14 protein-coding genes and 1 pseudogene are annotated in these 20,613 nt (G+C 73.1%); 2 read left to right on the plus strand and 13 right to left on the minus strand.

Annotation, left to right across the window (positions count from 1 at the left end):
* A pseudogene (locus ABD345_RS16850) lies at window positions 1-97 on the plus strand (ATP-binding protein); the annotation flags it as partial.
* A 90-nt stretch (window positions 98-187) separates the two neighbouring features.
* Here ABD345_RS16850 and cimA read toward each other — a convergent pair.
* The 13 genes from cimA to ABD345_RS16915 all read right to left on the minus strand — a co-directional run bounded on the left by cimA (window position 188) and on the right by ABD345_RS16915 (window position 18,974).
* The gene (gene cimA, locus ABD345_RS16855; RefSeq protein ID WP_344552974.1) at window positions 188-1,792 is read right to left on the minus strand and encodes a citramalate synthase; all 1,605 of its coding nucleotides are present in this window, start codon (window positions 1,790-1,792) and stop codon (window positions 188-190) included.
* 333 nt (window positions 1,793-2,125) lie between these two features.
* A complete protein-coding gene (locus ABD345_RS16860; protein WP_344552976.1) occupies window positions 2,126-2,692 on the minus strand; it encodes a Uma2 family endonuclease in 567 nt (188 codons plus the stop codon).
* Window positions 2,693-2,791: 99 nt separating this feature from the next.
* The gene (locus ABD345_RS16865; RefSeq protein WP_344552977.1) at window positions 2,792-3,904 is read right to left on the minus strand and encodes a branched-chain amino acid aminotransferase; all 1,113 of its coding nucleotides are present in this window, start codon (window positions 3,902-3,904) and stop codon (window positions 2,792-2,794) included.
* A 172-nt stretch (window positions 3,905-4,076) separates the two neighbouring features.
* Window positions 4,077-5,114 (minus strand): 3-isopropylmalate dehydrogenase, encoded by a 1,038-nt coding sequence (locus ABD345_RS16870; RefSeq protein WP_344552978.1) that lies wholly within the window; start codon window positions 5,112-5,114, stop codon window positions 4,077-4,079.
* Window positions 5,115-5,176: 62 nt separating this feature from the next.
* Window positions 5,177-5,746, minus strand: a complete 570-nt coding sequence (locus tag ABD345_RS16875) for a Uma2 family endonuclease (protein WP_344552979.1) — start codon at window positions 5,744-5,746, stop codon at window positions 5,177-5,179.
* Window positions 5,747-5,786: 40 nt separating this feature from the next.
* Entirely contained in the window at window positions 5,787-8,909 is a 3,123-nt protein-coding gene (locus ABD345_RS16880) for a S8 family serine peptidase (RefSeq protein WP_344552980.1), read from the minus strand.
* Window positions 8,910-9,004: 95 nt separating this feature from the next.
* Complete coding sequence (locus ABD345_RS16885; protein ID WP_344552981.1) at window positions 9,005-9,175, minus strand: hypothetical protein; 171 nt, start codon at window positions 9,173-9,175, stop codon at window positions 9,005-9,007.
* Window positions 9,176-9,453: 278 nt separating this feature from the next.
* Entirely contained in the window at window positions 9,454-11,040 is a 1,587-nt protein-coding gene (gene serA / locus ABD345_RS16890; protein ID WP_344553078.1) for a phosphoglycerate dehydrogenase, read from the minus strand.
* Window positions 11,041-11,261: 221 nt separating this feature from the next.
* The gene (ilvC, locus tag ABD345_RS16895) at window positions 11,262-12,260 is read right to left on the minus strand and encodes a ketol-acid reductoisomerase (protein WP_014138197.1); all 999 of its coding nucleotides are present in this window, start codon (window positions 12,258-12,260) and stop codon (window positions 11,262-11,264) included.
* Between the two features lie 153 nt (window positions 12,261-12,413).
* Window positions 12,414-12,938: an acetolactate synthase small subunit gene (gene ilvN / locus ABD345_RS16900; RefSeq protein ID WP_344553079.1), complete on the minus strand. Its 525-nt coding sequence runs from the start codon at window positions 12,936-12,938 to the stop codon at window positions 12,414-12,416.
* Between the two features lie 31 nt (window positions 12,939-12,969).
* On the minus strand, window positions 12,970-14,820 hold the full coding sequence (locus ABD345_RS16905) for an acetolactate synthase large subunit (protein ID WP_344552983.1): 1,851 nt from the start codon (window positions 14,818-14,820) through the stop codon (window positions 12,970-12,972).
* 274 nt (window positions 14,821-15,094) lie between these two features.
* Entirely contained in the window at window positions 15,095-18,112 is a 3,018-nt protein-coding gene (locus tag ABD345_RS16910; protein ID WP_344552984.1) for a putative bifunctional diguanylate cyclase/phosphodiesterase, read from the minus strand.
* 220 nt (window positions 18,113-18,332) lie between these two features.
* Window positions 18,333-18,974, minus strand: coding sequence for a TetR/AcrR family transcriptional regulator C-terminal domain-containing protein (locus tag ABD345_RS16915; RefSeq protein ID WP_344552985.1), 642 nt, complete (start codon window positions 18,972-18,974; stop codon window positions 18,333-18,335).
* A gap of 148 nt (window positions 18,975-19,122) precedes the next feature.
* Between ABD345_RS16915 and ABD345_RS16920 the strand changes: the two genes are divergently transcribed.
* Window positions 19,123-20,613 carry a DHA2 family efflux MFS transporter permease subunit gene (locus ABD345_RS16920; protein WP_344552986.1) on the plus strand — a complete coding sequence of 497 codons (1,491 nt, stop codon included), beginning with the start codon at window positions 19,123-19,125 and terminating at the stop codon, window positions 20,611-20,613.

Below are 20,613 nucleotides of genomic sequence, written 5' to 3' on the forward strand. Positions count from 1 at the left end.
GATCCCCATCATCACCCTCGACGCCCGACGCCGGGACAGCGCCAAGAGCGCCCTCATCACCCTCGTCGAACACGCCCTCCTCGCCCGACTGCGGTGACGGGGGCCCCGAAGGGGTAATGAACACGCCAGAAGGGGGCGTGCGGAGCCTTCCGCACGCCCCCTGGGCACTTCCGCGCACCGAGCGCCGTTACGGCTGCTGGTCGGCCCTCAGCAGCCCGTAGGTGTACGCGTCCTCCAGCGCCACCCAGGACGCGGCGATCACGTTGTCCGCGACGCCGACCGTCGACCAGGTCGCGGTGCCGTCGGTGGACTCGATCAGCACCCGGGTCTTCGAGCCGGTGCCGTGCTGGCCCTCCAGGATCCGGACCTTGTAGTCCACCAGCTCCAGCTTGGCCAGCGCCGGGTAGATCGGCTCCAGCGCCGTCCGCAGCGCCTTGTCCAGCGCGTCCACCGGGCCGTTGCCCTCGCCGGTGGCCACCTTGCGCTCGCCCTTCGCCCACAGCTTCACGGTCGCCTCGTTGCCGGCGAAACCGTTCGGCCCCTGCTCGCTGATGGTCCGCCAGGACTCCAGCTCGAAGAACCGCTGCCGCTCGCCGCCGTTCACCTCGTCGCGCAGCAGCAGCTCGAACGAGGCGTCCGCCGCCTCGTAGGTGTACCCGAGGTTCTCCTGCTCCTTCACCCGGGCCACCACCCGGCCCGCCAGGTCGCGGTCGCTGGACAGGTCGTAGCCCAGCTCCTTGCCCTTCAACTCGATCGAGGCCCGGCCGGCCATGTCGGACACCAGCATCCGCATGGTGTTGCCGACCAGCTCCGGGTCGATGTGCTGGTACAGGTCCGGGTCGACCTTGATCGCGGAGGCGTGCAGGCCCGCCTTGTGCGCGAACGCCGAGAAACCCACGTACGGCTGGTGGGTGGACGGCGTCAGGTTCACCACCTCGGCGACGGCGTGCGAGATCCGGGTCATCTCGGCCAGCGCCCCGGCCGGGAGCACCCGGCGGTCGTACTTGAGCTCCAGCGCCGCCGCGACCGGGAACAGGTTGGCGTTGCCGACCCGCTCGCCGTAGCCGTTGGCGGTGCACTGCACGTGGGTGGCCCCGGCGTCCACGGCGGCCAGCGTGTTGGCGACCGCGCAGCCGGTGTCGTCCTGGGCGTGCATGCCGATGCGGGCGCCGGTCTCCGCGAGCACGGTGGCGACGATCTCGCGCACGCCCGAGGGCAGCATGCCGCCGTTGGTGTCGCAGAGCACCACGACGTCCGCGCCCGCCTCGTGCGCGGTGCGCACCACGGCGAGGGCGTACTCCGGGTTGGCCTTGTAGCCGTCGAAGAAGTGCTCGCAGTCGATGAACACCCGGCGGTCCTGGGCGCGCAGGTACTCCACGCTGTCCCGGACCATCTCCAGGTTCTCCTCCAGCGTGGTGCGCAGCGCCAGCTCCACGTGCCGGTCGTGCGACTTGGCCACCAGCGTCACCACCGGCGCGCCGGAGGCCACCAGCGCGGCCAGCTGCGGGTCCTCGGCGGCCTTGCCGCCGGCCCGGCGGGTGGCGCCGAAGGCCACCAGCTGGGCGTTCTTGAACTCCAGCTCGGCCTGGGCCCGGGCGAAGAACTCGGTGTCCCGGGGGTTGGCGCCGGGCCAGCCGCCCTCGATGAAGCCGACCCCGAACTCGTCCAGGTGGCGCGCGATCGCCAGCTTGTCGGCCACCGTGAGGTTGATGCCCTCGCGCTGGGCGCCGTCGCGGAGCGTGGTGTCGAAGACGTGGAAGCCGTCGCTGGGGCGGCTGTTGGCCTCGGTCATGGCCCTGGGTTCTCCGTTCGGTGGAGTTACTGCTGTCTGCCGGGATCGGAATCCGGCTCCACTGTCCAGCATCCCGCGCGCGTCCCCGGTGTCTCCGTCCCCTTGTGGGGGCCCGGTGCCGGTCCGGAGGCAAAACAAAAGACCCCTCGCGGGTGCGAGAGGTCTGCGCGCGGGTCTGGACGCTGGTGGTCGCTCCGCGGTCAGGGTGTTGCCGTGGAAGCGGTCACTGCGGACCGGCGCGCCTGCTGCTAATAATCAGCGAGAGCGAGGACACCCTCGCAGTCTTGCACACGCCCCGCCGGACGGGAGGCCCGTCTCGCCATCCGGAACGGGTCAGGCGAAGAGGTCGCCGGTGTCGAGCTCGAACCCGAACGGCTCGGGCAGCGGCAGGGGCTTCCCCACCAGCACGGTGGCGGTCGCGGTGTAGTCGTCCTTCGCCGGACTGCTGTACAGCACCACCTGGCCTGCTCTCCGGTCCACCAGAAGGTACAGCGGGATCTCCGCCGCGGCGTAGCCCTTGCGCTTGGACTCGCGGTCCTTGACCGGGTTCCCGGAGGTCACCTCGACCACCATCAGCAGCCCGTCGGGCTTGGCCCACGACTCACGGCTCATCATCGCGCCGCGAGCCGAGAACGCGCCGTCCGGGATGTACCGTCCGTTCGGCACGACGACCCCCGTTCCCGGCGCGAAGTCGAGGTCCGCAGCAGCCTGCCGAAAGACCTGCCGGACGATCCGTCCGATCACGGTCTCGTGCTCGCCGTTCGGTGGCGGTGTCACGATGATCTCTCCCTCGATGATCTCGGCCTTGAACCCCTGCGGGGTGTCCAGGGCCAGGAAGGCGTCGAGGAGGTCATCCTCCGGGCTGCGCCAGACGTCGGCGTCGTAGATCTCGGCGGTCATGGTCCCTCCCTCCTATCCGGGTCGTTCAACGAGTGAGCGCTTCCGAGGCTACCGGGCCCGGGCATTCCGCCATGAAATGCCCGGACCCACGGTCCGGCGTCAGGCGATGGTGTGCATCCAGCCGTGGGTGTCGGGGGCCTGGCCGCCCTGGATGGCGAGCAGGGCCTCGCGCAGGCGCAGGGTGACGGGGCCGGGCTCGCCGGTGCCGACGGTCCAGTCGGCGCCGACCGACTTGACCTGGCCGACGGGGGTGATGACGGCGGCGGTGCCGCAGGCGAAGACCTCGGTGATGGTGCCGTCGGCGTTGCCGCGCTTCCACTCGTCGGTGGAGATCCTGCGCTCCTCGGTGCCGTACCCGAGGTCGGCGGCGAGGGCGAGCAGCGAGTCGCGGGTGATGCCGGGGAGCAGCGAGCCGGAGAGTTCGGGGGTGACGACGGTGGCGTCCGCGCCCTCGCCGAGGACGAAGTAGAGGTTCATGCCGCCCATCTCCTCGACCCACTTGTGCTCGGCGGCGTCGAGCCAGACCACCTGGTCGCAGCCCTTGGCGGCGGCCTCGGCCTGGGCGACCAGCGAGGCGGCGTAGTTGCCGGCGCACTTGGCGGCGCCGGTGCCGCCGGGGGCGGCGCGGACGTAGTCCTCGGAGAGCCAGACCGAGACCGGCTTGACGCCGCCGGAGAAGTAGGCGCCGGCCGGCGAGGCGATGATCATGAAGAGGTAGGAGTTGGCGGGGCGCACGCCCAGGCCGACCTCGGTGGCGAACATGAAGGGCCGCAGGTAGAGGCTCTGCTCGGGCTTGCCGGGCACCCAGGCGCGGTCCTGCTGGACCAGCAGTTCGACGGCCTCGACGAAGGTCTCGTCCGGCAGCTCGGGCATCGCCAGGCGGCGGGCGGAGGCCCGGAAGCGGGCCGCGTTGGCCTCGGGGCGGAAGGTCGCGACCGAGCCGTCGGGCTGCCGGTACGCCTTGAGGCCCTCGAAGATCGACTGGCCGTAGTGCAGCGTCATGTTGGCCGGGTCGACCTCCAGCGGCGCGTACGGGACCAGCTGGGCGTCGTGCCAGCCCAGGCCCTCGGTCCAGCGGATGGTCACCATGTGGTCGGTGAAGACCCGGCCGAAGCCGGGATCGGCCAGTCGGGCCTCGCGCTCCTCGTCGGACAGGGGGTGCGCGGAGGGCTTGAGGTCGAACGCTATCGGCGACTGGGTGGGCGTGCTCATGACTTTCTGTCCTTCACCGTGGGGTTGGGCTGGGCCTTCACCGTCGGGCGGGGGGAACGCATGACGGCACGGCCCACTGTCGATACTCGCATCCAGGGGGCCGTGCCGAACAGCCGGGAGGCTGTTGCTCGCTGTGAACCGGCCCAGTGGCCGGAGGGGGTCGTCCGGCCGGTCAGCCGGCTACTCGGGCGGCGAGCGCGTCGCCGACCTCGGAGGTGGAGCGGGCGCCGGAGCGCTCGGTGAGGTCCGCGGCGACCGCGGCCTCGACCGCGGCGGCCTCGGCGGCGTAGCCGAGGTGCTCCAGCAGCATGGCGACCGACAGCACGGTGGCGGTCGGGTCGGCCTTGCCCTGGCCGGCGATGTCCGGGGCGGAGCCGTGCACCGGCTCGAACATCGACGGGAAGTCGCCGCTCGGGTTGATGTTGCCGGACGCGGCCAGGCCGATGCCGCCGGTGACGGCCGCGGCGAGGTCGGTCAGGATGTCGCCGAACAGGTTGTCGGTGACGATCACGTCGAAGCGCTCGGGCTGGGTGACGAAGAAGATCGTCGCCGCGTCGACGTGCAGGTAGTCGGTGGTGACCTCGGGGAACTCCCGGCCGACCTGCTCGAAGATCCGGGTCCACAGGTGGCCGGCGTGCACCAGCACGTTGTTCTTGTGGACGAGGGTGAGCTTCTTGCGCGGGCGGGCCTGGGCGCGGCGGTAGGCGTCGCGGACGACCCGCTCGATGCCGAACGCGGTGTTCAGCGAGACCTCGGTGGCGACCTCCTGCGGGGTGCCGGTGCGCAGCGTGCCGCCGTTGCCGACGTACGGGCCCTCGGTGCCCTCGCGGACCACCACGAAGTCGATGCTCGGCTCGCCGGCCAGCGGCGACTTCACGCCCGGGAGCAGCTTGCCGGGGCGCAGGTTGATGTGGTGGTCGAAGGCGAAGCGGAGCTTGAGCAGCAGCCCGCGCTCCAGCACGCCGGACGGCACGCTCGGGTCGCCGATGGCGCCGAGCAGGATCGCGTCCTGGCCCTTGAGCTCCTCCAGCACCGCGTCGGGGAGGGTCTCCCCGGTGCGGTGGTACAGCCGTGCACCGAGGTCGTACTCGGTGGTCTCCAGCTTGGTGTCGGAGGGCAGGGCGGCGCGGAGCACCTTGAGGCCCTCGGCCACGACCTCCTGGCCGATGCCGTCACCCGGGATCACTGCGAGACGAATGGTGCGAGACATACTCGGACAGTACAACCCGTCCCACGGCCTGGGCACGGACCGTCCACGATCCGGACGAGGTGTCAGGCGAGTTCGACCTCGACCGGGAACGGCACATCGAGCTTGAGGACTCCGTGGTGGATTCCTGCCACCCCGTAGCCCTTGGTCGCCGGGTCCAACTCGTATACGTAGACGACGGGTCGGCCGTTGTCGCTCTCCACCCGCCAGAAGTGTCGGATGCCTGCGGCGGCGTACTTCCGCGGTTTGGTCTCCCGGTCGCGTTCCTCCGACTCCTCCGAGACCACCTCGACCGCCAGCATGACGTCCTCCGGTTCGCAGTACGTCTGCTTCGGACCGGTGACGCCCTGCTGGTTCACGACCATCAGGTCGGGCTCGGGACGATTGCGCCGGTTGAGCTTGACGTTCATCTCCCGCCACACCTCCCACCCGGCCGGAGCAGCGTCCGCCAGCGCTCGTTCAAGGAGCCGGAGCGTACGCATGTGGAACAACGTCTGCGGACTCACGAAGATCAGGCTCCCGTCGATCAACTCCGTGTGCGGCGGGAGGTCCGGCAGCCGGTCCAGGTCGTCGGCCGTGTAGCCGCCGACTGGCGGGCGGAGCCAGTCCGGGTACGGGTCCTGGTCGACGCTCATCAGTGCTCCCATGGTGGGGATTCCGGCCTGTCCGACCAGGCTACCGGGCCCCTTCCCGTCCGGGGTCACCCTTCGGGGTGAGGAGCTGGATTCGGTTGCCGACCGGGTTGAGGTGGTGGATCACCAGGGCGTTCGCGAGCGGGGTGTGCAGCACCTGGCCGGGGTGGACGGGGGTGAGGACGGGGGTGGGCCGGGCGGGGTCGAGCGGGAAGGGGCCGAGGGTGGCGAGGGCGTCGGCGGGGTCGTCGGAGGCGCCGGTCCAGACGGTGTAGCGGGGGTGGGTGAGCGGCGGCAGCGCCGCGAGGCGGACGGGCAGCAGCAGGGTGTCGGAGTCGAGCAGGGCGGTGTCGGTGTCGCCCCAGCGGCCGTTGAGCGGCTGGACGTCGAGTTCGGCGCCGGTGCGGGCGTCCAGGGTGCGGGCGACCAGCACGTCGCTGCCCTTGAGCCGGTCGGCGACCACGGTGGCGTCGGGGGTGCCGTCGCCGTCGGCGTCGATCGAGGCGCGGACGCCCAGCGGGCCGGCAGGGGTGGGGGCGGGGGCCCACAGCACGGCGGCCAGGTAGAGGGTGCCGCGGCCGTCGACGGCGGCGGCCGCGTAGTGCAGGTCGGCGGAGCGCTCGGCGGGGTCGTCGACGCAGATCTCGGCGTCGGGGGCGGGGCAGTCGGGCCAGCGCGGGCCCTCGCCGCCCGGCTGGAGGGCGCTGAGCAGGCCGGGGCGGGGGTTCCCGGAGACCGCGAAGGTGGCGGCGGTGCCGAGTGCGGTGCCGTCGGAGGCGGCGCGCGGGGCGGCGAACAGCGGGACGCGCAGCGGCGGCAGGGTGTCGTCCCCGGGGGTGAGGGTGAGCCGGCCGGAGAGTTCGCCGCGGTAGCTGCGGGGGTGCCCGGCCTGGAGCAGGTCGAGGGTGGGGTCGGGGGCCCGGCCGAGGTCGGGGCCGAGCCGGAGGGTGACGGTGACGGTGGCGCTGCCGTGCGGGGGCAGGTCGACCCGGGCGGGCGAGATCCCGAAGGCGGCGCCGGGCAGCGCGGTGGCCGGCGCGTAGCCGGTGGCGTAGGTCAGCGGGCGGTCCCCGAGGTTGCGGACGGTCACCTCGCGGGTGGCGGTGGCCGCGCCGGTGGCCTCGACCACGCCGAAGGAGACGCCGACCGCGCCCTCGGCCTGCGTCCCGTAGGCGAGCACGGGGGTGCGGACGGCGGCGTCGGCCCGGACCCGGCCGCTGCCGGTGCGTTCGGGGCCGTACACCGGGCCGGTGCGGCCGTCGTGCAGGTAGGTGTCGGTGGCGGTGTCCATCAGCGCGGCCTTGACCTCGGCGGCGTCGTAGCCGGGGTGCGCGGAGCGGACCAGCGCGGCCAGGCCGGACAGGTGCGGGGTGGCCATCGAGGTGCCGTCCTCGCGCATCCCGCCGCTGCCGGTGCCGACCCGGGCGGACCAGATGGTCTCGCCGGGGGCGGCCAGGTCGGGCTTGACCACGCCGTCGACGCCGATGCCGCGGGAGGTGAAGGAGGTGAGGGTGTCGGTGCGCTGCGGCTGGTCCTGCGGGACGGCGCCGTGCAGCGGGTTGCCGGGGGCGGCGAGCCGGACGGTGACCGGGCCGGCGCCGAGCGCCGCCAGCAGCCGCTCGCCGTCGGCGCGGGCCAGGATCGCGGCGGGGATCCGGTCGTCCCCGGCGATCTCGCCGAGGTTGTCGCCGTCGGCGGCGTAGAGCGCGCCGACGGCTCCGGCGTCGGCGGCGTGGTCGGCGCGCGGGGCGGAGCCGCAGGCCCGGTCCGGGTCCTTGGTGGTCCAGCGCAGCACCGCGACCTTGCCGCGCAGCCGGTCGGCGTCGGCGGGCGTGAAGGGCGCGCAGCCGTCCGACTGGTCGGCGGGGACGGCGAGTTCGCCGCCGACCTCGGTGTCGTCCCAGTGGGTGTACTTGCTGCTCCAGTGCGCGGGGACGTTCCCGGCCAGCGCGGCGGGGGCGAGCACGGTGATGCCGTCGGCGTCGCCGTGCGGGTCGACCGAGGCGGCGGCGGTGAGCACCCGGGCGGCGGTGCCGGGGCTGCCGCCGACGCCGTACACGTCGCCCTCGTTGCCGGAGGCGGCGACCACCACGGTGCCCAGCGCGGCGAGCCGGTCGGCGGCCAGCGCGTCGGCGTCGCCGGGGCGGCCGTAGGGGCTGCCGAGCGAGAGGTTGACCACGTCGAGGCGGTCGGCGAGGTCGCCGTCGCCGTTCGGGTCGGCGGCCAGGTCGAGGGCGGCGGCGAGCTGGTCGGTGGAGCCCTCGCAGCCGAACACCTTGATCGCGTAGAGCTGGGCGCCGGGGGCCGCGCCGGGGGCGACCGCGAAACCGGCCGGGTCCAGGCCGGGCCGGTAGGGGCCGCGGTAGGGCTTGCCGTCGGCGGTGACGCCGTACCCGGCGGCGGTGCCGGCCACGTGGGTGCCGTGGCCGTTGGCGGCGCAGTCGAGCGGGTTGTCGTCGGGGTGCGGGTCGGGCTGGGGGTGGGCGGCGGCCGGGTCGGGGTCGTAGTCGTCGCCGACCAGGTCCTTGCCGCCGACCACCTTGGCGTTCGGGAAGAGCCCGGCGGGGGCGGGCTTCGCGCCGTCGACCGCGCGGTAGGCCCCGGGGGTGCCGGGGCCGCCGAAGTCGGCGTGGGTGTAGTCGATGCCGGAGTCGACGATGCCGATCCGGACGCCCTCGCCGGTGTGGCCCTCGGGGCCGTCCCAGACCTGCGGGGCGCCGGTGAGCGGCACCGAGTGACCGTTGGCGCGCCGCTTGAGCGCGACCGGGCGCACCGCGCGGACGCCGGGCAGGCCGGTCAGCCGCGGCAGTTCGGCGGCGGGCAGCCGCAGTGCGAGGCCGCTGACCAGGGTGCGGGTGCGGTAGAGCGGGTGGGCGTCGGGGACGGCGTGCCGCAGGGCGGCGGTGAGCGCGTCCAACGAGCGGTCGGCGACGGCCCGTTGGGTGCTCCCCGCGGTGGCGGCGGCGCGTCGGGTCTGGTCGGGGGTGCGCAGCTGCCGGCGGGCGTCGTCCCGGGCGCGCTGCCAGGCGGTGGCGGCGGGCTCGGTGCCGAGTTCCAGGAACACGGTGGTGCTCGGGCCGTCGGCGGGTCGGTCGTCGGCCAGCGCGGGGGCGGTGGCCGGGGCGAGCAGGGCGAGGGCGGCGAGGAGGCCGAGGGGGGTGCGCACCGCCCCAAGGTAGGAGCCGCCGGCGGGACGGGGGCGGAGGTTCACTCCTTGGGTGACGCTCCGTCACCCGTCCGGCCCAGCGCGGGTGTTGGCGTTCAGTCGCCGATCGGGGCGCTGTTGTCGCGGCGGTCGAGGGCGCGCTGCAGGGCGGCGGCGGTGCGCGGATCGGCCGGCAGGGCGCGGCGGCGGCGCGGGGGCGCGGCGACCGCGGCGGCGGAGGTCGTGGTGGTGGCGGGGGCGGTGGTGCGGTCTGCGACGAACGGCATACCGGGCTCCTTGGTGCGGGGGCGCAGCGGCGCGCGGAAGGGGTGAGGGGTACGCCGAGCAGGGATCGCCTGCCGCACCGCGTACGGGCCGACGGGCCACGCGCCCCGGAGTTGCGGGGGTGGCTCACCGTAGGACTACTCCACGGTACGGCGAAGTGGCCGCGAGGGCAGCAGATTTACTTGGATTTCCTAGTATCTGAGACGGGGTTCACTCCGGGGCATGCGAACGGCCCTTCCGCCTCAAGGTCGGAAGGGCCGTCTGCGGGTGCCGCGGGGCGTCAGCCCAGGTTCACCGAGCGGGCGAACTTGGCGCCGATGGCGGCGGCGATCTCGGCCAGGACCTCCTGGGAGACCTCGCTGTCCACGGTGATCGAGGCCAGCGCGTTGTCGCCGTCCCGGGCGACCTGCATGCCCGCGATGTTGATGCCCGCGTCGCCGAGGATCCGGCCGAGGGTGCCGACCACGCCGGGGCGGTCCTCGTAGTGGAAGAACGCCATGTGGTCGGTGAGCGCCACGTCGACGTCGAAGCCGTCCACCCCGACGATCTTCTGGGTCTGCTTCGGGCCGGACAGGGTGCCGGAGATCGACACCTCGCCGCCGTCGGCCAGGGTGCCCCGGACGGTGATCACGTTGCGGTGCTCGGGCGACTCGCTGGAGGTGGTCAGGCGCACCTCGACACCGCGCTCCTGGGCGAACAGCGGGGCGTTGACGTACGACACCGTCTCGGCCACCACGTCCTCGAACACGCCCTTGAGGGCCGACAGTTCGAGCACCTTCACGTCGTGCTGGGTGATCTCGCCGCGGACCTCGACGTCCAGCCGGACGGCGACCTCGCCGGCCAGCGCGGTGAAGATCCGGCCGAGCTTCTCGGCCAGCGGCAGGCCCGGGCGGACGTCCTCGGCGATCACGCCGCCCTGGACGTTGACCGCGTCCGGCACCAGTTCGCCGGCCAGCGCCAGGCGCACCGACTTGGCGACCGCGATGCCGGCCTTCTCCTGCGCCTCGTCGGTGGAGGCGCCCAGGTGCGGGGTGGCCACCACGTTGTCGAAGGCGAACAGCGGGGAGTCGGTGCACGGCTCCTTGGAGTAGACGTCCAGGCCGGCGCCGGCGACCCGGCCCTGCTGGAGCGCCCGGACCAGCGCCTCCTCGTCGACGATGCCGCCGCGGGCGGCGTTGACGATCCGCACGGTCGGCTTGACCTTGTGCAGCGCCTCGTCGCCGATCAGGCCGATGGTCTCCGGGGTCTTCGGGAGGTGGACGGTGATGAAGTCCGAGACCTCCAGCAGCTCCTCCAGGGAGAGCAGCTTGACGCCCATCTGGGCCGCGCGGGCGGCCTGGATGTAGGGGTCGTACGCGACGATCTTCATGCCGAAGGCGGACATCCGCTGGGCGACCAGCACGCCGATCCGGCCGAGGCCGACCACGCCGAGGGTCTTCTCGCTGAGCTCGACGCCGGTGTACTTGTTGCGCTTCCACTCGCCGCCCTTGAGCGCGGCGTTGGCGGGGGCGATGTTGCGGGCGACCGAGATCAGCAGGCCGCAGGCCAGCTCGGCGGCGGTGACGATGTTGGAGGTCGGCGCGTTGACGACCATCACGCCGGCCTTGGTGGAGGCGGCCACGTCCACGTTGTCCAGGCCGACGCCGGCCCGGGCCACGACCTTGAGCTTCTTGGCGGCGGCCAGCGCCTCGGCGTCCACCTTGGTGGCGGAGCGGATCAGGATGGCGTCGACGTCCGCGATCGCGGTCAGCAGCTCGGCGCGGTCGGCGCCGTTGCAGTGGCGGATCTCGAAGTCGGGGCCCAGCGCGTCGACGGTGGCGGGCGACAGCTCTTCGGCGATCAGTACGACAGCGCTCTTGGGTGTCACAGTGCTCACGACAGTGTGTCCTTAACTGTCCGGTTCACCCCGCCGCGCGGAGGTGGCGCGCACAGGGCGGGGGAAGGTGGCATGTCGCGTAGCTAGACGCACGACGCTGTGGGCCTGACGCGTGGTTCGGAGTCTATCGGCGGGGCGGTGCGGGGACTGCTCCCGTCCGGCGAAATCACCCGGACGGGAGCAGCCTTGTTGTACAACCGGGACGGGGAGGCTCAGGCCTCCTGGTCGACCCAGCTCATCAGCTTGCGCAGCTTCTTGCCGGTGGTCTCCAGCAGGTGCTCGCTGTCCGCGTTCTTGTACTCGTTGTACTTCGGCAGGCCCGCCTTGTACTCGGCGATCCAGGTGTTGGCGAAGGTGCCGTCCTGGATCTCGGCGAGGACCTTCTTCATCTCGGCCTTGGTGTCGGCGGTGATGATGCGGGGGCCGGTCACGTAGTCGCCCCACTCGGCGGTCTCGGAGACCGACCAGCGCATCTTCTCCAGGCCGCCCTCGTACATCAGGTCGACGATCAGCTTGAGCTCGTGCAGGCACTCGAAGTAGGCGATCTCGGGCTGGTAGCCCGCCTCGACCAGGGTCTCGAAGCCGGCCTTCACCAGGGCGGCGGTGCCACCGCAGAGGACGGCCTGCTCACCGAACAGGTCGGTCTCGGTCTCCTCGGTGAAGGTGGTCTTGATGACGCCGGCCTTGGTGCCGCCGATGCCCTTGGCGTAGGACAGCGCCAGGTCGAAGGCCTTGCCGGTGGCGTCCTGCTCGACGGCCACGATGCACGGGACGCCGCGGCCCTCCTGGTACTGGCGGCGCACCAGGTGGCCCGGGCCCTTCGGGGCGACCATGCAGACGTCGACGTCGGCCGGCGGCTGGATGAAGCCGAAGCGGATGTTCAGGCCGTGGCCGAAGAACAGGGCGTCGCCCGCCTTCAGGTTCGGCTCGATGGCGTCCTTGTAGACGTCGGCCTGGATCGGGTCCGGAACCAGGATCATGATGACGTCGGCCTCGGCCGCGGCCTCGGACGGGGTGACCACGCGCAGGCCGGCCTCGGCGGCCGCGGCGCGGGACTTGGAGCCCTCCAGCAGGCCGACGCGGACGTCCACGCCCGAGTCGCGCAGCGACAGCGCGTGGGCGTGGCCCTGGCTGCCGTAGCCGATGACCGCGACCTTGCGGCCCTGGATGATGGACAGGTCGGCGTCGTCTTCGTAGAACAGCTCGGCCACGGGGGCACATCTCCTTGCGTGATGGTGATGCCGGGGTTCCTACCGTAGGCGCACCCGGCGGACTTCGATGGCAGTGCTCAGGTTGTAAGACGGTGGTGCCGCGCGGAGCGCGCCGTCTGAGGGTGGTGGTGGGCGACGGGAGGGCGGCTCGCGTCAGGCGGAACGGTCCAGCGCGCGCAGCGAGCGGTCGGTGATGGAGCGGGCGCCGCGGCCGATCGCGACCATGCCGGACTGCACCAACTCCTTGATGCCGTACGGCTCCAGCATCCGCAGCATGGCCTCCAGCTTGTCGGAGGAGCCGGTGGCCTCGATGGTCACCGCGTCGGGCGACACGTCGACGGTCTTGGCGCGGAACAGCTGGACGATCTCGGTGACCTGGGAGCGGCTCTCCGCGTCGGCCCGGACCTTGACCAGGACCAGCTCGCGCCGGACGGCCTGGGACTGGTCCAGCTCGACGATCTTGATCACGTTGACCAGCTTGTTGAGCTGCTTGGTGACCTGCTCCAGCGGCAGCTCCTCGACGTTGACCACGATGGTCATCCGGGAGATGTCGGGGTGCTCGGTCGGGCCGACCGCGAGCGAGTCGATGTTGAAGCCGCGGCGGGAGAACAGCGCGGCGATCCGGGCGAGCACGCCGGGCTTGTTCTCGACCAGGACGGACAGGGTGTGCTTGGACATGGTGGTCATCGCTTTCGGGTCCGTGGGTCCGTCAGTCCAGGTCGTCGCCGAAGTCGGGGCGCGCGCCCCGGGCGAACTGGATCTCGTCGTTGCTGGTGCCGGCGGCGACCATCGGCCAGACCATCGCGTCCTGGTGGACGATGAAGTCGATGACCACCGGGCGGTCGTTGATCTCCATCGCCTGCTTGATCACGTCGTCCAGGTCCTCGGGGCGCTCGCAGCGCAGGCCGACCGCGCCCATCGCCTCGGAGAGCAGCACGAAGTCCGGGATCCGGGTGCCCTGGGCGGGCGGCTCGACGCCGTCGTGGCCCGGGCCCGAGTGCAGCACGGTGTTGGAGTAGCGCTGGTTGTAGAACAGGGTCTGCCACTGGCGGACCATGCCGAGCGAGCCGTTGTTGATGACCGCGACCTTGATCGGCAGGTTGTTCAGGGTGCAGGTGGTGAGTTCCTGGTTGGTCATCTGGAAGCAGCCGTCGCCGTCGATCGCCCAGACCGGGACGTCCGGCTTGCCGGCCTTGGCGCCCATCGCGGCGGGGACGGCGTAGCCCATCGTCCCGGCGCCGCCCGAGTTCAGCCAGGTGGCCGGCTTCTCGAACTGGATGAACTGGCTGGCCCACATCTGGTGCTGGCCGACGCCCGCGGCGTAGATCGCGTCCGGGCCGACCAGCTGGCCGATCCGCTCGATCACCTGCTGGGGCGACAACTGCCCCTCGGGGGCGGGCTCGTAGCCCAGCGGGTAGGTCTTCTTCCACTCGTTCAGCCGGGTCCACCACTCGGTGTAGTCACCGCGGTGGCCGGCGTCGAACTCGGCCTGGACGGCGACGATCAGGTCGGCCAGCACCTCGCGGGCGTCGCCGACGATCGGGACGTCCGCCGGGCGGTTCTTGCCGATCTCGGCCGGGTCGATGTCGGCGTGCACGACCTTGGCGCTCGGGGCGAAGGAGTCGAGCTTGCCGGTGACCCGGTCGTCGAAGCGGGCGCCCAGGGTGAACAGCAGGTCGGTCTTCTGCAGCGCGGTGACGGCGGGGACGGAGCCGTGCATGCCGGGCATGCCCAGGTGCTGCGGGTGGCTGTCCGGGAAGACGCCGATCGCCATCAGGGTGGTGACCACCGGGGCGCCGGTCAGCTCGGCCAGGATGCGCAGTTCGGCGCCCGCGTTGGCCTTGAGCACGCCGCCGCCGACGTACAGCACTGGGCGCTTGGCGTTCACCAGCAGCTTGGCGGCCTCGCGGATCTGCTTGGCGTGCGGCTTGGTGACCGGGCGGTAGCCCGGCAGGGCGGCCTCGACCGGCCAGCGGAAGACGGTCTGGGCCTGCAGGGCGTCCTTGGCGATGTCGACCAGGACCGGGCCGGGGCGGCCGGTGGCGGCGATGTGGAACGCCTCGGCGATCACCCGGGGGATCTCGGCCGGGTCGGTCACCAGGTAGTTGTGCTTGGTGATCGGCATGGTGATGCCGCAGATGTCCGCCTCCTGGAAGGCGTCCGTGCCGATCGCCTTGGAGGCGACCTGGCCGGTGATCGCGACGATCGGCACCGAGTCCATGTAGGCGTCGGCGATCGGGGTGACCAGGTTGGTGGCGCCGGGGCCGGAGGTGGCCATGCAGACGCCGACCCGGCCGGTGGCCTGCGCGTAGCCGGTCGCGGCGTGGCCGGCGCCCTGCTCGTGGCGGACCAGGATGTGGCGGACCTTGGTGGAGTCCATCAGCGGGTCGTACGCGGGGAGGATCGCACCACCGGGGATGCCGAACACCGTGTCGGCCCCCACGGCTTCGAGCGAGCGGATGAGCGACTGCGCGCCGGTCATGGTCTCGGTGGTCTGGGGACCCGGAGCGTGGGCGGCCGGGTGGTCCCCGCGGCGGGGGGTTGCGGCGTGCTCAGTCATCTGCCTGTCTCTTCTCGGGTTCTGCTCGGGGGGTGTCGGTCCGGGCGGCGAACGGTCCCGGCCGGTTCTCCGGCTCTGCCTCAATCGTCCGGATTTCAGGTGGTCGAGGCCAGTTGTGGTGCGATGGCCCACCAGCATTCGTGCAACAAAAAACCCCTCGTGCCAAGGGCATGCGAGGGGGAGGCGCGTCGGGCTGGGTTCAGCCGACGCGCCCGCCAAGTACGAGAATTCGGGTGGTCATGGCATCGACCTTCCTCCCACGCAGTGGCGAGTGTCAAGCTGGTGGGACCGGCGTCTCACCATGCGGGCCACCGCCCGGACCGCCCACCGCGTGGCGTTGCGGCAGGTCGAGACCGGTGTGCGGCGGGCCGGGGCGGGCGGTGGCGGCCTCGGCCAGACCAGCCGGCCGCGGGTCCGGGGTGCGTGGCGGACGGCGGCCCGGGCCGCCCTGCGGCTGGCGCGGCACCGGGTAGCCGCGGCGCAGCAGCGCGCGGCGCAGCCGCAGTTCGTCCAGCGGCCGGTCGAAGGCGAGTCCCTGGCCGCGCCGGCAGCCGAGCTCCTGCAGGACGGCGACCTGCCGGGGGTGGTCGACGCCGTCGGCGCCGGTGACCAGTCCGAGGTCGCGGCCCAGCCGCAGCGCGTGGCCGGCCAGCGCGCGGGTGAGGGCGGAGTCGGCGAGGTCCTGGACCAGGCTGCGGTCGAGCTTGAGGGCGTCGAACGGCATCCGGACCAGGGCGCCGAGCGAGCCGGCGCCGGCCCCGAACCCGGCGAGCGCGGTGGACACCCCGAGGCGGCGCAGCGCGGCGAGCCGGCGGCCGAGTTCGTCGGCCAGCGCGTCCGGGCCGGTCCGGGCCACCTCGACGACCAGCAGTCCGGGCGGCAGTCCGGTGTCGCGCAGCGCGCCGGCCAGCGTCTCGTAGGTGCCGGGGGCGCAGATCCGTTCGGCGGCGAGCCGGACGGTGACCGGGACGGGCGGGGCGGCGGGGCCGTCGGCGCGGCGGCGGGCGGCGGCGGCGACGGCTTCGGTGAGCAGCCAGCGGGTGAAGCGGGTGGCGGCGTCGCCGGAGTCGGCGGTGCGCAGGAACTCGGCGGGGGTGAGCAGCAGTCCGCCGGCCGAGCGCCAGCGGGCCTGGGCCTCGACGCCGGTGAGCCGGCCGCCGGCGAGTTCGACCACGGGCTGGTGGAGCAGGGTGAAGGCGCCCTCCCGGACGGCGGCCCGCAGCCGTTCCTCCAGTTCGCCGCGGCGGTCGATCTCGGCCCGCATCGCCGGGGTGTAGAGCACCACCCGGCCCTTGCCGCGGGACTTGGCCTGGTACATCGCCAGGTCGGCGTCGCGCAGCAGTTCGTCGGCGGCGGCCCCGGCGGCTTCGGGCCCGGTGGGTTCCGGCCCGGCGGCGGGTACGGCGGCGGGTACGGCGGGTTCGGGCCCGGCGGGTTCAGCGGGGGCGGCGGGGGCGGGTTCGGGCACCGGCGGCGGGGTGTCGGGGCCGAAGGCGATGCCGATGGAGGCGGCGACGCCGAGTTCGGCGCCGCCGATCCAGTACGGCTCGGAGAGCGCGCCGCGGATCCGCTCGGCCAGGTCGCGGACCTGCGGGTGGCCGAGCCGGCCGCGGACCAGGACGGCGAACTCGTCGCCGCCGAACCGGGCCACGGTGTCCTCGCTGCGGACGGCGGCCTGCAGCCGGCGGGCGGCCTGCACCAGCAGTTCGTCGCCGACCTGGTGCCCGGCGGTGTCGTTGACCGCCTTGAAGCCGTCCAGGTCGAGGAAGAGCACGGCGACGGTGGTGCCGGCCGGGCCCTGCGCGGAGAGCGCGGCCCGGACCCGGTGGGCGAAGAGGGCGCGGTTGGGCAGGTCGGTGAGCGGGTCGTGGAACGCGTTGTGCTGCAACTGGGCCTGCAGCCGGACGCGTTCGGTGATGTCCCGGCTGTTGAGGATCAGGCCGTCGCGGTAGGGGTTGACGGTGGACTCGACGTGCAGCCAGTCCCCCTCGCCGGAGCGGATCCGGCACTCGACCCGGGCCGAGGGCTCGCCGTTGCTGAACCGGGCGCCCCTGGTGCGGGCCAGGATCCGGCGGACCTCGGCCAGCACCCGGTCGACGTCCTCGGGGTGGACCAGGTTGAGCAGGTTGCCGCCGACCAGGTCCTCCGGGTCCCGGTTGTAGACCCGCAGCGCGGCGGGGCTGACGTAGGACAGCGCCCCGGACGGCCCGGCGATCATGATGACGTCGCTGGAGCCCTGCACCAGGGAGCGGAAGTGCGCCTCCTTGGTGGCGAGTTCCTGCGCCAGCGAGAGGTTGTCCAGCAGCATCACGCCCTGCCGGACGATCAGCGCCAGGCCCACCGTGCTGGCGGCGGCCAGCATCACCCGGTCCAGCGGACGGCCGCCGAGCGCGTTGTAGAGGATGCCGGCGGTGCAGACCGCGGCGGCCGCGTACGGGGTGAGCGCGCTGAACGTGGACGCCACCCGGCGGCGCGGCGAGCCCTGCGCGGAGGGGTGCTCGCGGGACGGGCGGCGGGCGTGCTGCCAGGGGGCCCAGGCGAGCAGCAGCGAACCGGCGAACCAGCCCGCGTCCAGCAGTTCGCCGGAGTGGTAGTCGCTGTGGAACTGCGGGGTGGTGAACAGCGCGTCGCAGACCACCGTCAGCGCCAGGCCGATCATCGCGGTGTGCACGGCGGCCCGGTTGCCGTCCCGGCCCCGGAAGCGCAGGCCGACCACCAGGCTGACCAGCAGGATGTCCAGCACCGGGTAGCCGAGGGCGAGGGCCAGCTTGAGCGGGTCGTCGCCGTCCCCGGCCGCGACCCGGCCCAGCGCCAGGCTCCAGCTGAGCGTGAACAGCGAGCCGGCCACCAGCCAGCCGTCCAGCAGCAGGCAGAGCCAGCCCGCCGGGGTGTGCGGGCGCTGGGCCAGCACCAGCAGGCCGGTGATGGCCAGCGGGGCGAACAGCAGGAAGGCGTAGTCCGCGTAGGAGTCCTGGGGCAGCGGCTGCCGGAGCACCACCTCGTACCAGCCCCAGGCGCCGTTGCCGAAGGCGACCATGGCCGAGGAGAGGCCGAACAGCAGCCAGGCCGGGCGGGTGTGGCCCCCCACCGCGATGCCGTGCGCCAGACAGGACAGGGCGGCCGCGAGGGCCGCCCCGGCGAGACCGAAGTCCCCCATCACCAGCGCGAGTTCACTCGAACCCCAGCCGACCGCGGCGCCCGCGGCGTACCCGGCGCAGAGCACCGCGAGCAGGACGGCGGTGACCCGGCGGCGCGGGGCTCGGGCAGGCGGCACCGACTCGGTGGAGTTCAATCGACATCTCCCCCTCCGGCCAGCGGCCGTACCGGTCTTCCCGCTTCGGACCCTACACCACTTCCGTCACGCACTGGCACGCACTCTCAACTTAGAGTAATGAACCGCAGGTGGCGCGAAGCGGGTTGGGGCCGGGATCGCCCGTTCGGCTCAGACCGGGACGGGGCGGGACGCGGGGGCGGCGGCGGGGGCGGGCCGGGCCGGGCCGGGCCGGGCCGGGTCAGCGTCCGGCCGCGGCGGCGGACAGCGCGGACATCCCGGCCACCATCAGCTCGGTGCCGTGCCGGAAGTCGGCGTCCGGACTGGGGCGGCCGACCGAGGCGAGCACCTCGCTCAGCACCGGGTACTCGCCGGAGGCGAGGGCCGAGCCGACGCCCTCGGGCGTCGTGCCCTCGGCGGCGAGCGCCAGTGCGGCCTGCTCGTCGAGCACGAAGCCGAGGGTGTAGCCGACCACCACGCCGCCGTTGCGCAGCGCGTCCTGCGGGCTGAAGCCGGCCCGCAGCAGGACGGCGGCGAGCTGGTCCAGCACCTGGAGGGTGCCGCGCACCGGGCGGGCGCCGGCGAAGATCCGGGCGCCGTCGCGGTGGGTGCGCAGCGAGCGGCGCAGCCGCCAGGCCAGGTCGCGCAGCCAGTCCTGCCACGGTTCGTCCGGGGCCGGGGGGCGCAGCGCGGCGAACTCGCCCGCCAGCATCTCCTCGGCCATCAGGTCGAGCAGTTCCTGCTTGTCCTTGATGTGCCAGTACAGCGCGGCGGGCTGGACGCCGAGCACCTTGGCCAGGCGCCGCAGGCTGAGCCCGTCCAGGCCGACCTCTTCCAGCAGGCGCAGGGCGGTGCGCACCACGGTGTCCTGTCGCAGGGCCATCGAGGGTTCCTTCCGGGAGCGGGGACTCACAGGCTAACGCCGTTCAGCTGATTCCGGGCGGCCCGATTTTCCCACACCCGCTTGACCTGGCAGCGCGCGCCGAGCCAAACTGAACACCGTTAAATTGAACACCGTTAAGGAGATGGCGATGGGAAGCACCTCCGCAGGCCCGGCGGTCGCCGGGGCCTCCGACAGCACCGGAGCGGCCGCCGACGACAGCCGGGTCACCCGCGACATCTGGCTGCTGGCAGGGGTGATCGTGGTCGGTGCCTTCATGTCGACGCTGACCACGACGATCGTCAACGTGGCCCTCGGCACCCTGAGCGCCGAGCTGACCGCATCGATGAACGCCGTTCAGTTGGTGGCCACCGGCTACCTGATCGCGCTGGCCGCCGCGATCCCGCTCAGCGGCTGGGCGGCCAAGCGGATCGGGGCCGACCGGCTCTGGCTCGGCGCCCTGGCGGTCTTCACGCTCGGCTCGGCGGCCTGCGCGGCGGCGGGCTCGATCCACCTGCTGATCGGACTGCGACTGCTGCAGGGCCTGGCCGGCGGACTGCTGGTGCCCACCGGGCAGATGATGCTGGCCGCGGCGGCCGGCCCGAAGCGGATGGGCCGGGTGATGAGCATCGTCGGCATCCCGGTCGTGCTGGCTCCCGTCCTCGGCCCCTCGTTGGGCGCGCTGCTGCTGCAGCACCTCGGCTGGCAGTGGCTCTTCCTGGTGAACGTCCCGTTCGGCCTGGTCGGCCTGGTCGCCGGGACCAGGCTGCTGCCGCGCTCCACCCCGCAGGACGCGGGCCGACTCGACGTGCCGGGCACCGTGCTGGTCGCGCTCGGCCTGCCGCTGGTCACCTACGGCGTGGCCGAGATCGCCCACCTGGGCAGCTTCACCGACCCGGCCGGCCTGCTGCCGACCCTCACCGGCGTGCTGCTGCTGGCCCTCTTCGCCCGGCACGAGCTGCGCAGCGCCGACCCGCTGCTCGACCTGCGGCTGTTCAGGAACACCGCGTTCGCCTCCGCCTGCGTCAGCACCTTCTGCCTGGGCGCCGCGCTCTTCGGCGCGCTGATCGTGCTGCCGCTCTACTACCTGCGGGTCCGGCACGAGAGCATCGTCACGGCCGGTCTGCTGATGGCCCCGCAGGGCCTGGGCACCGTGCTGGCGCTGCCGCTCTCCGGCCGGCTGACCGACCGGGTCGGCGGCGGCCCGGTGATCCTGGCCGGCCTCGCGGTCGCCCTGCTGGGCACGGTCCCGCTGGCCGTGGTCGGCAGCGGTGACGACCTCCGGTACCTCTCCGCCGTCCTGGTGCTGCGCGGCTTCGGCATCGGCCTGGCCACCATGCCCGCGATGTCCACCGCGTACTCGGTGATCGAGCGGCAGCAGATCCAGCACGCCACCCCGCTGCTCAACATGCTCCAGCGGGTGGGCGGTTCGTTCGGCACCGCGATCCTCACCGTGCTCTTCCAGGCCCGCGCCACCCGGCTCGGCGCCCCGAGCGCCGCCCACCTGACCGCCGCCTTCGGCTACACCCACTGGTGGGTGGTCGCCGTGACCGCCGTCGCCGCGGTCCCGACCGCGGTCCTCACCCGGGCCCACCGCAAGCACCGCGCCACCACGGCCGCCACGGCCCCCGCCCCCGCGTGA

The sequence above is a fragment of the Kitasatospora saccharophila genome (genome assembly GCF_039529925.1).
Lineage (GTDB): Bacteria > Actinomycetota > Actinomycetes > Streptomycetales > Streptomycetaceae > Kitasatospora > Kitasatospora saccharophila.

Bases quoted from the DNA above. Each gene is read 5' to 3' on its own strand.
- ABD345_RS16875 (WP_344552979.1), bottom strand. From the start codon at position 5,746: ATGAGCGTCGACCAGGACCCGTACCCGGACTGGCTCCGCCCGCCAGTC.
- ABD345_RS16865 (WP_344552977.1), bottom strand. From the start codon at position 3,904: ATGAGCACGCCCACCCAGTCGCCGATAGCGTTCGACCTCAAGCCCTCC.
- ABD345_RS16860 (WP_344552976.1), bottom strand. From the start codon at position 2,692: ATGACCGCCGAGATCTACGACGCCGACGTCTGGCGCAGCCCGGAGGAT.
- ABD345_RS16870 (WP_344552978.1), bottom strand. From the start codon at position 5,114: ATGTCTCGCACCATTCGTCTCGCAGTGATCCCGGGTGACGGCATCGGC.
- ilvN (WP_344553079.1), bottom strand. From the start codon at position 12,938: ATGTCCAAGCACACCCTGTCCGTCCTGGTCGAGAACAAGCCCGGCGTG.
- cimA (WP_344552974.1), bottom strand. From the start codon at position 1,792: ATGACCGAGGCCAACAGCCGCCCCAGCGACGGCTTCCACGTCTTCGAC.
- ABD345_RS16915 (WP_344552985.1), bottom strand. From the start codon at position 18,974: ATGGCCCTGCGACAGGACACCGTGGTGCGCACCGCCCTGCGCCTGCTG.
- ABD345_RS16920 (WP_344552986.1), top strand. From the start codon at position 19,123: ATGGGAAGCACCTCCGCAGGCCCGGCGGTCGCCGGGGCCTCCGACAGC.
- ABD345_RS16885 (WP_344552981.1), bottom strand. From the start codon at position 9,175: ATGCCGTTCGTCGCAGACCGCACCACCGCCCCCGCCACCACCACGACC.
- ABD345_RS16905 (WP_344552983.1), bottom strand. From the start codon at position 14,820: ATGACTGAGCACGCCGCAACCCCCCGCCGCGGGGACCACCCGGCCGCC.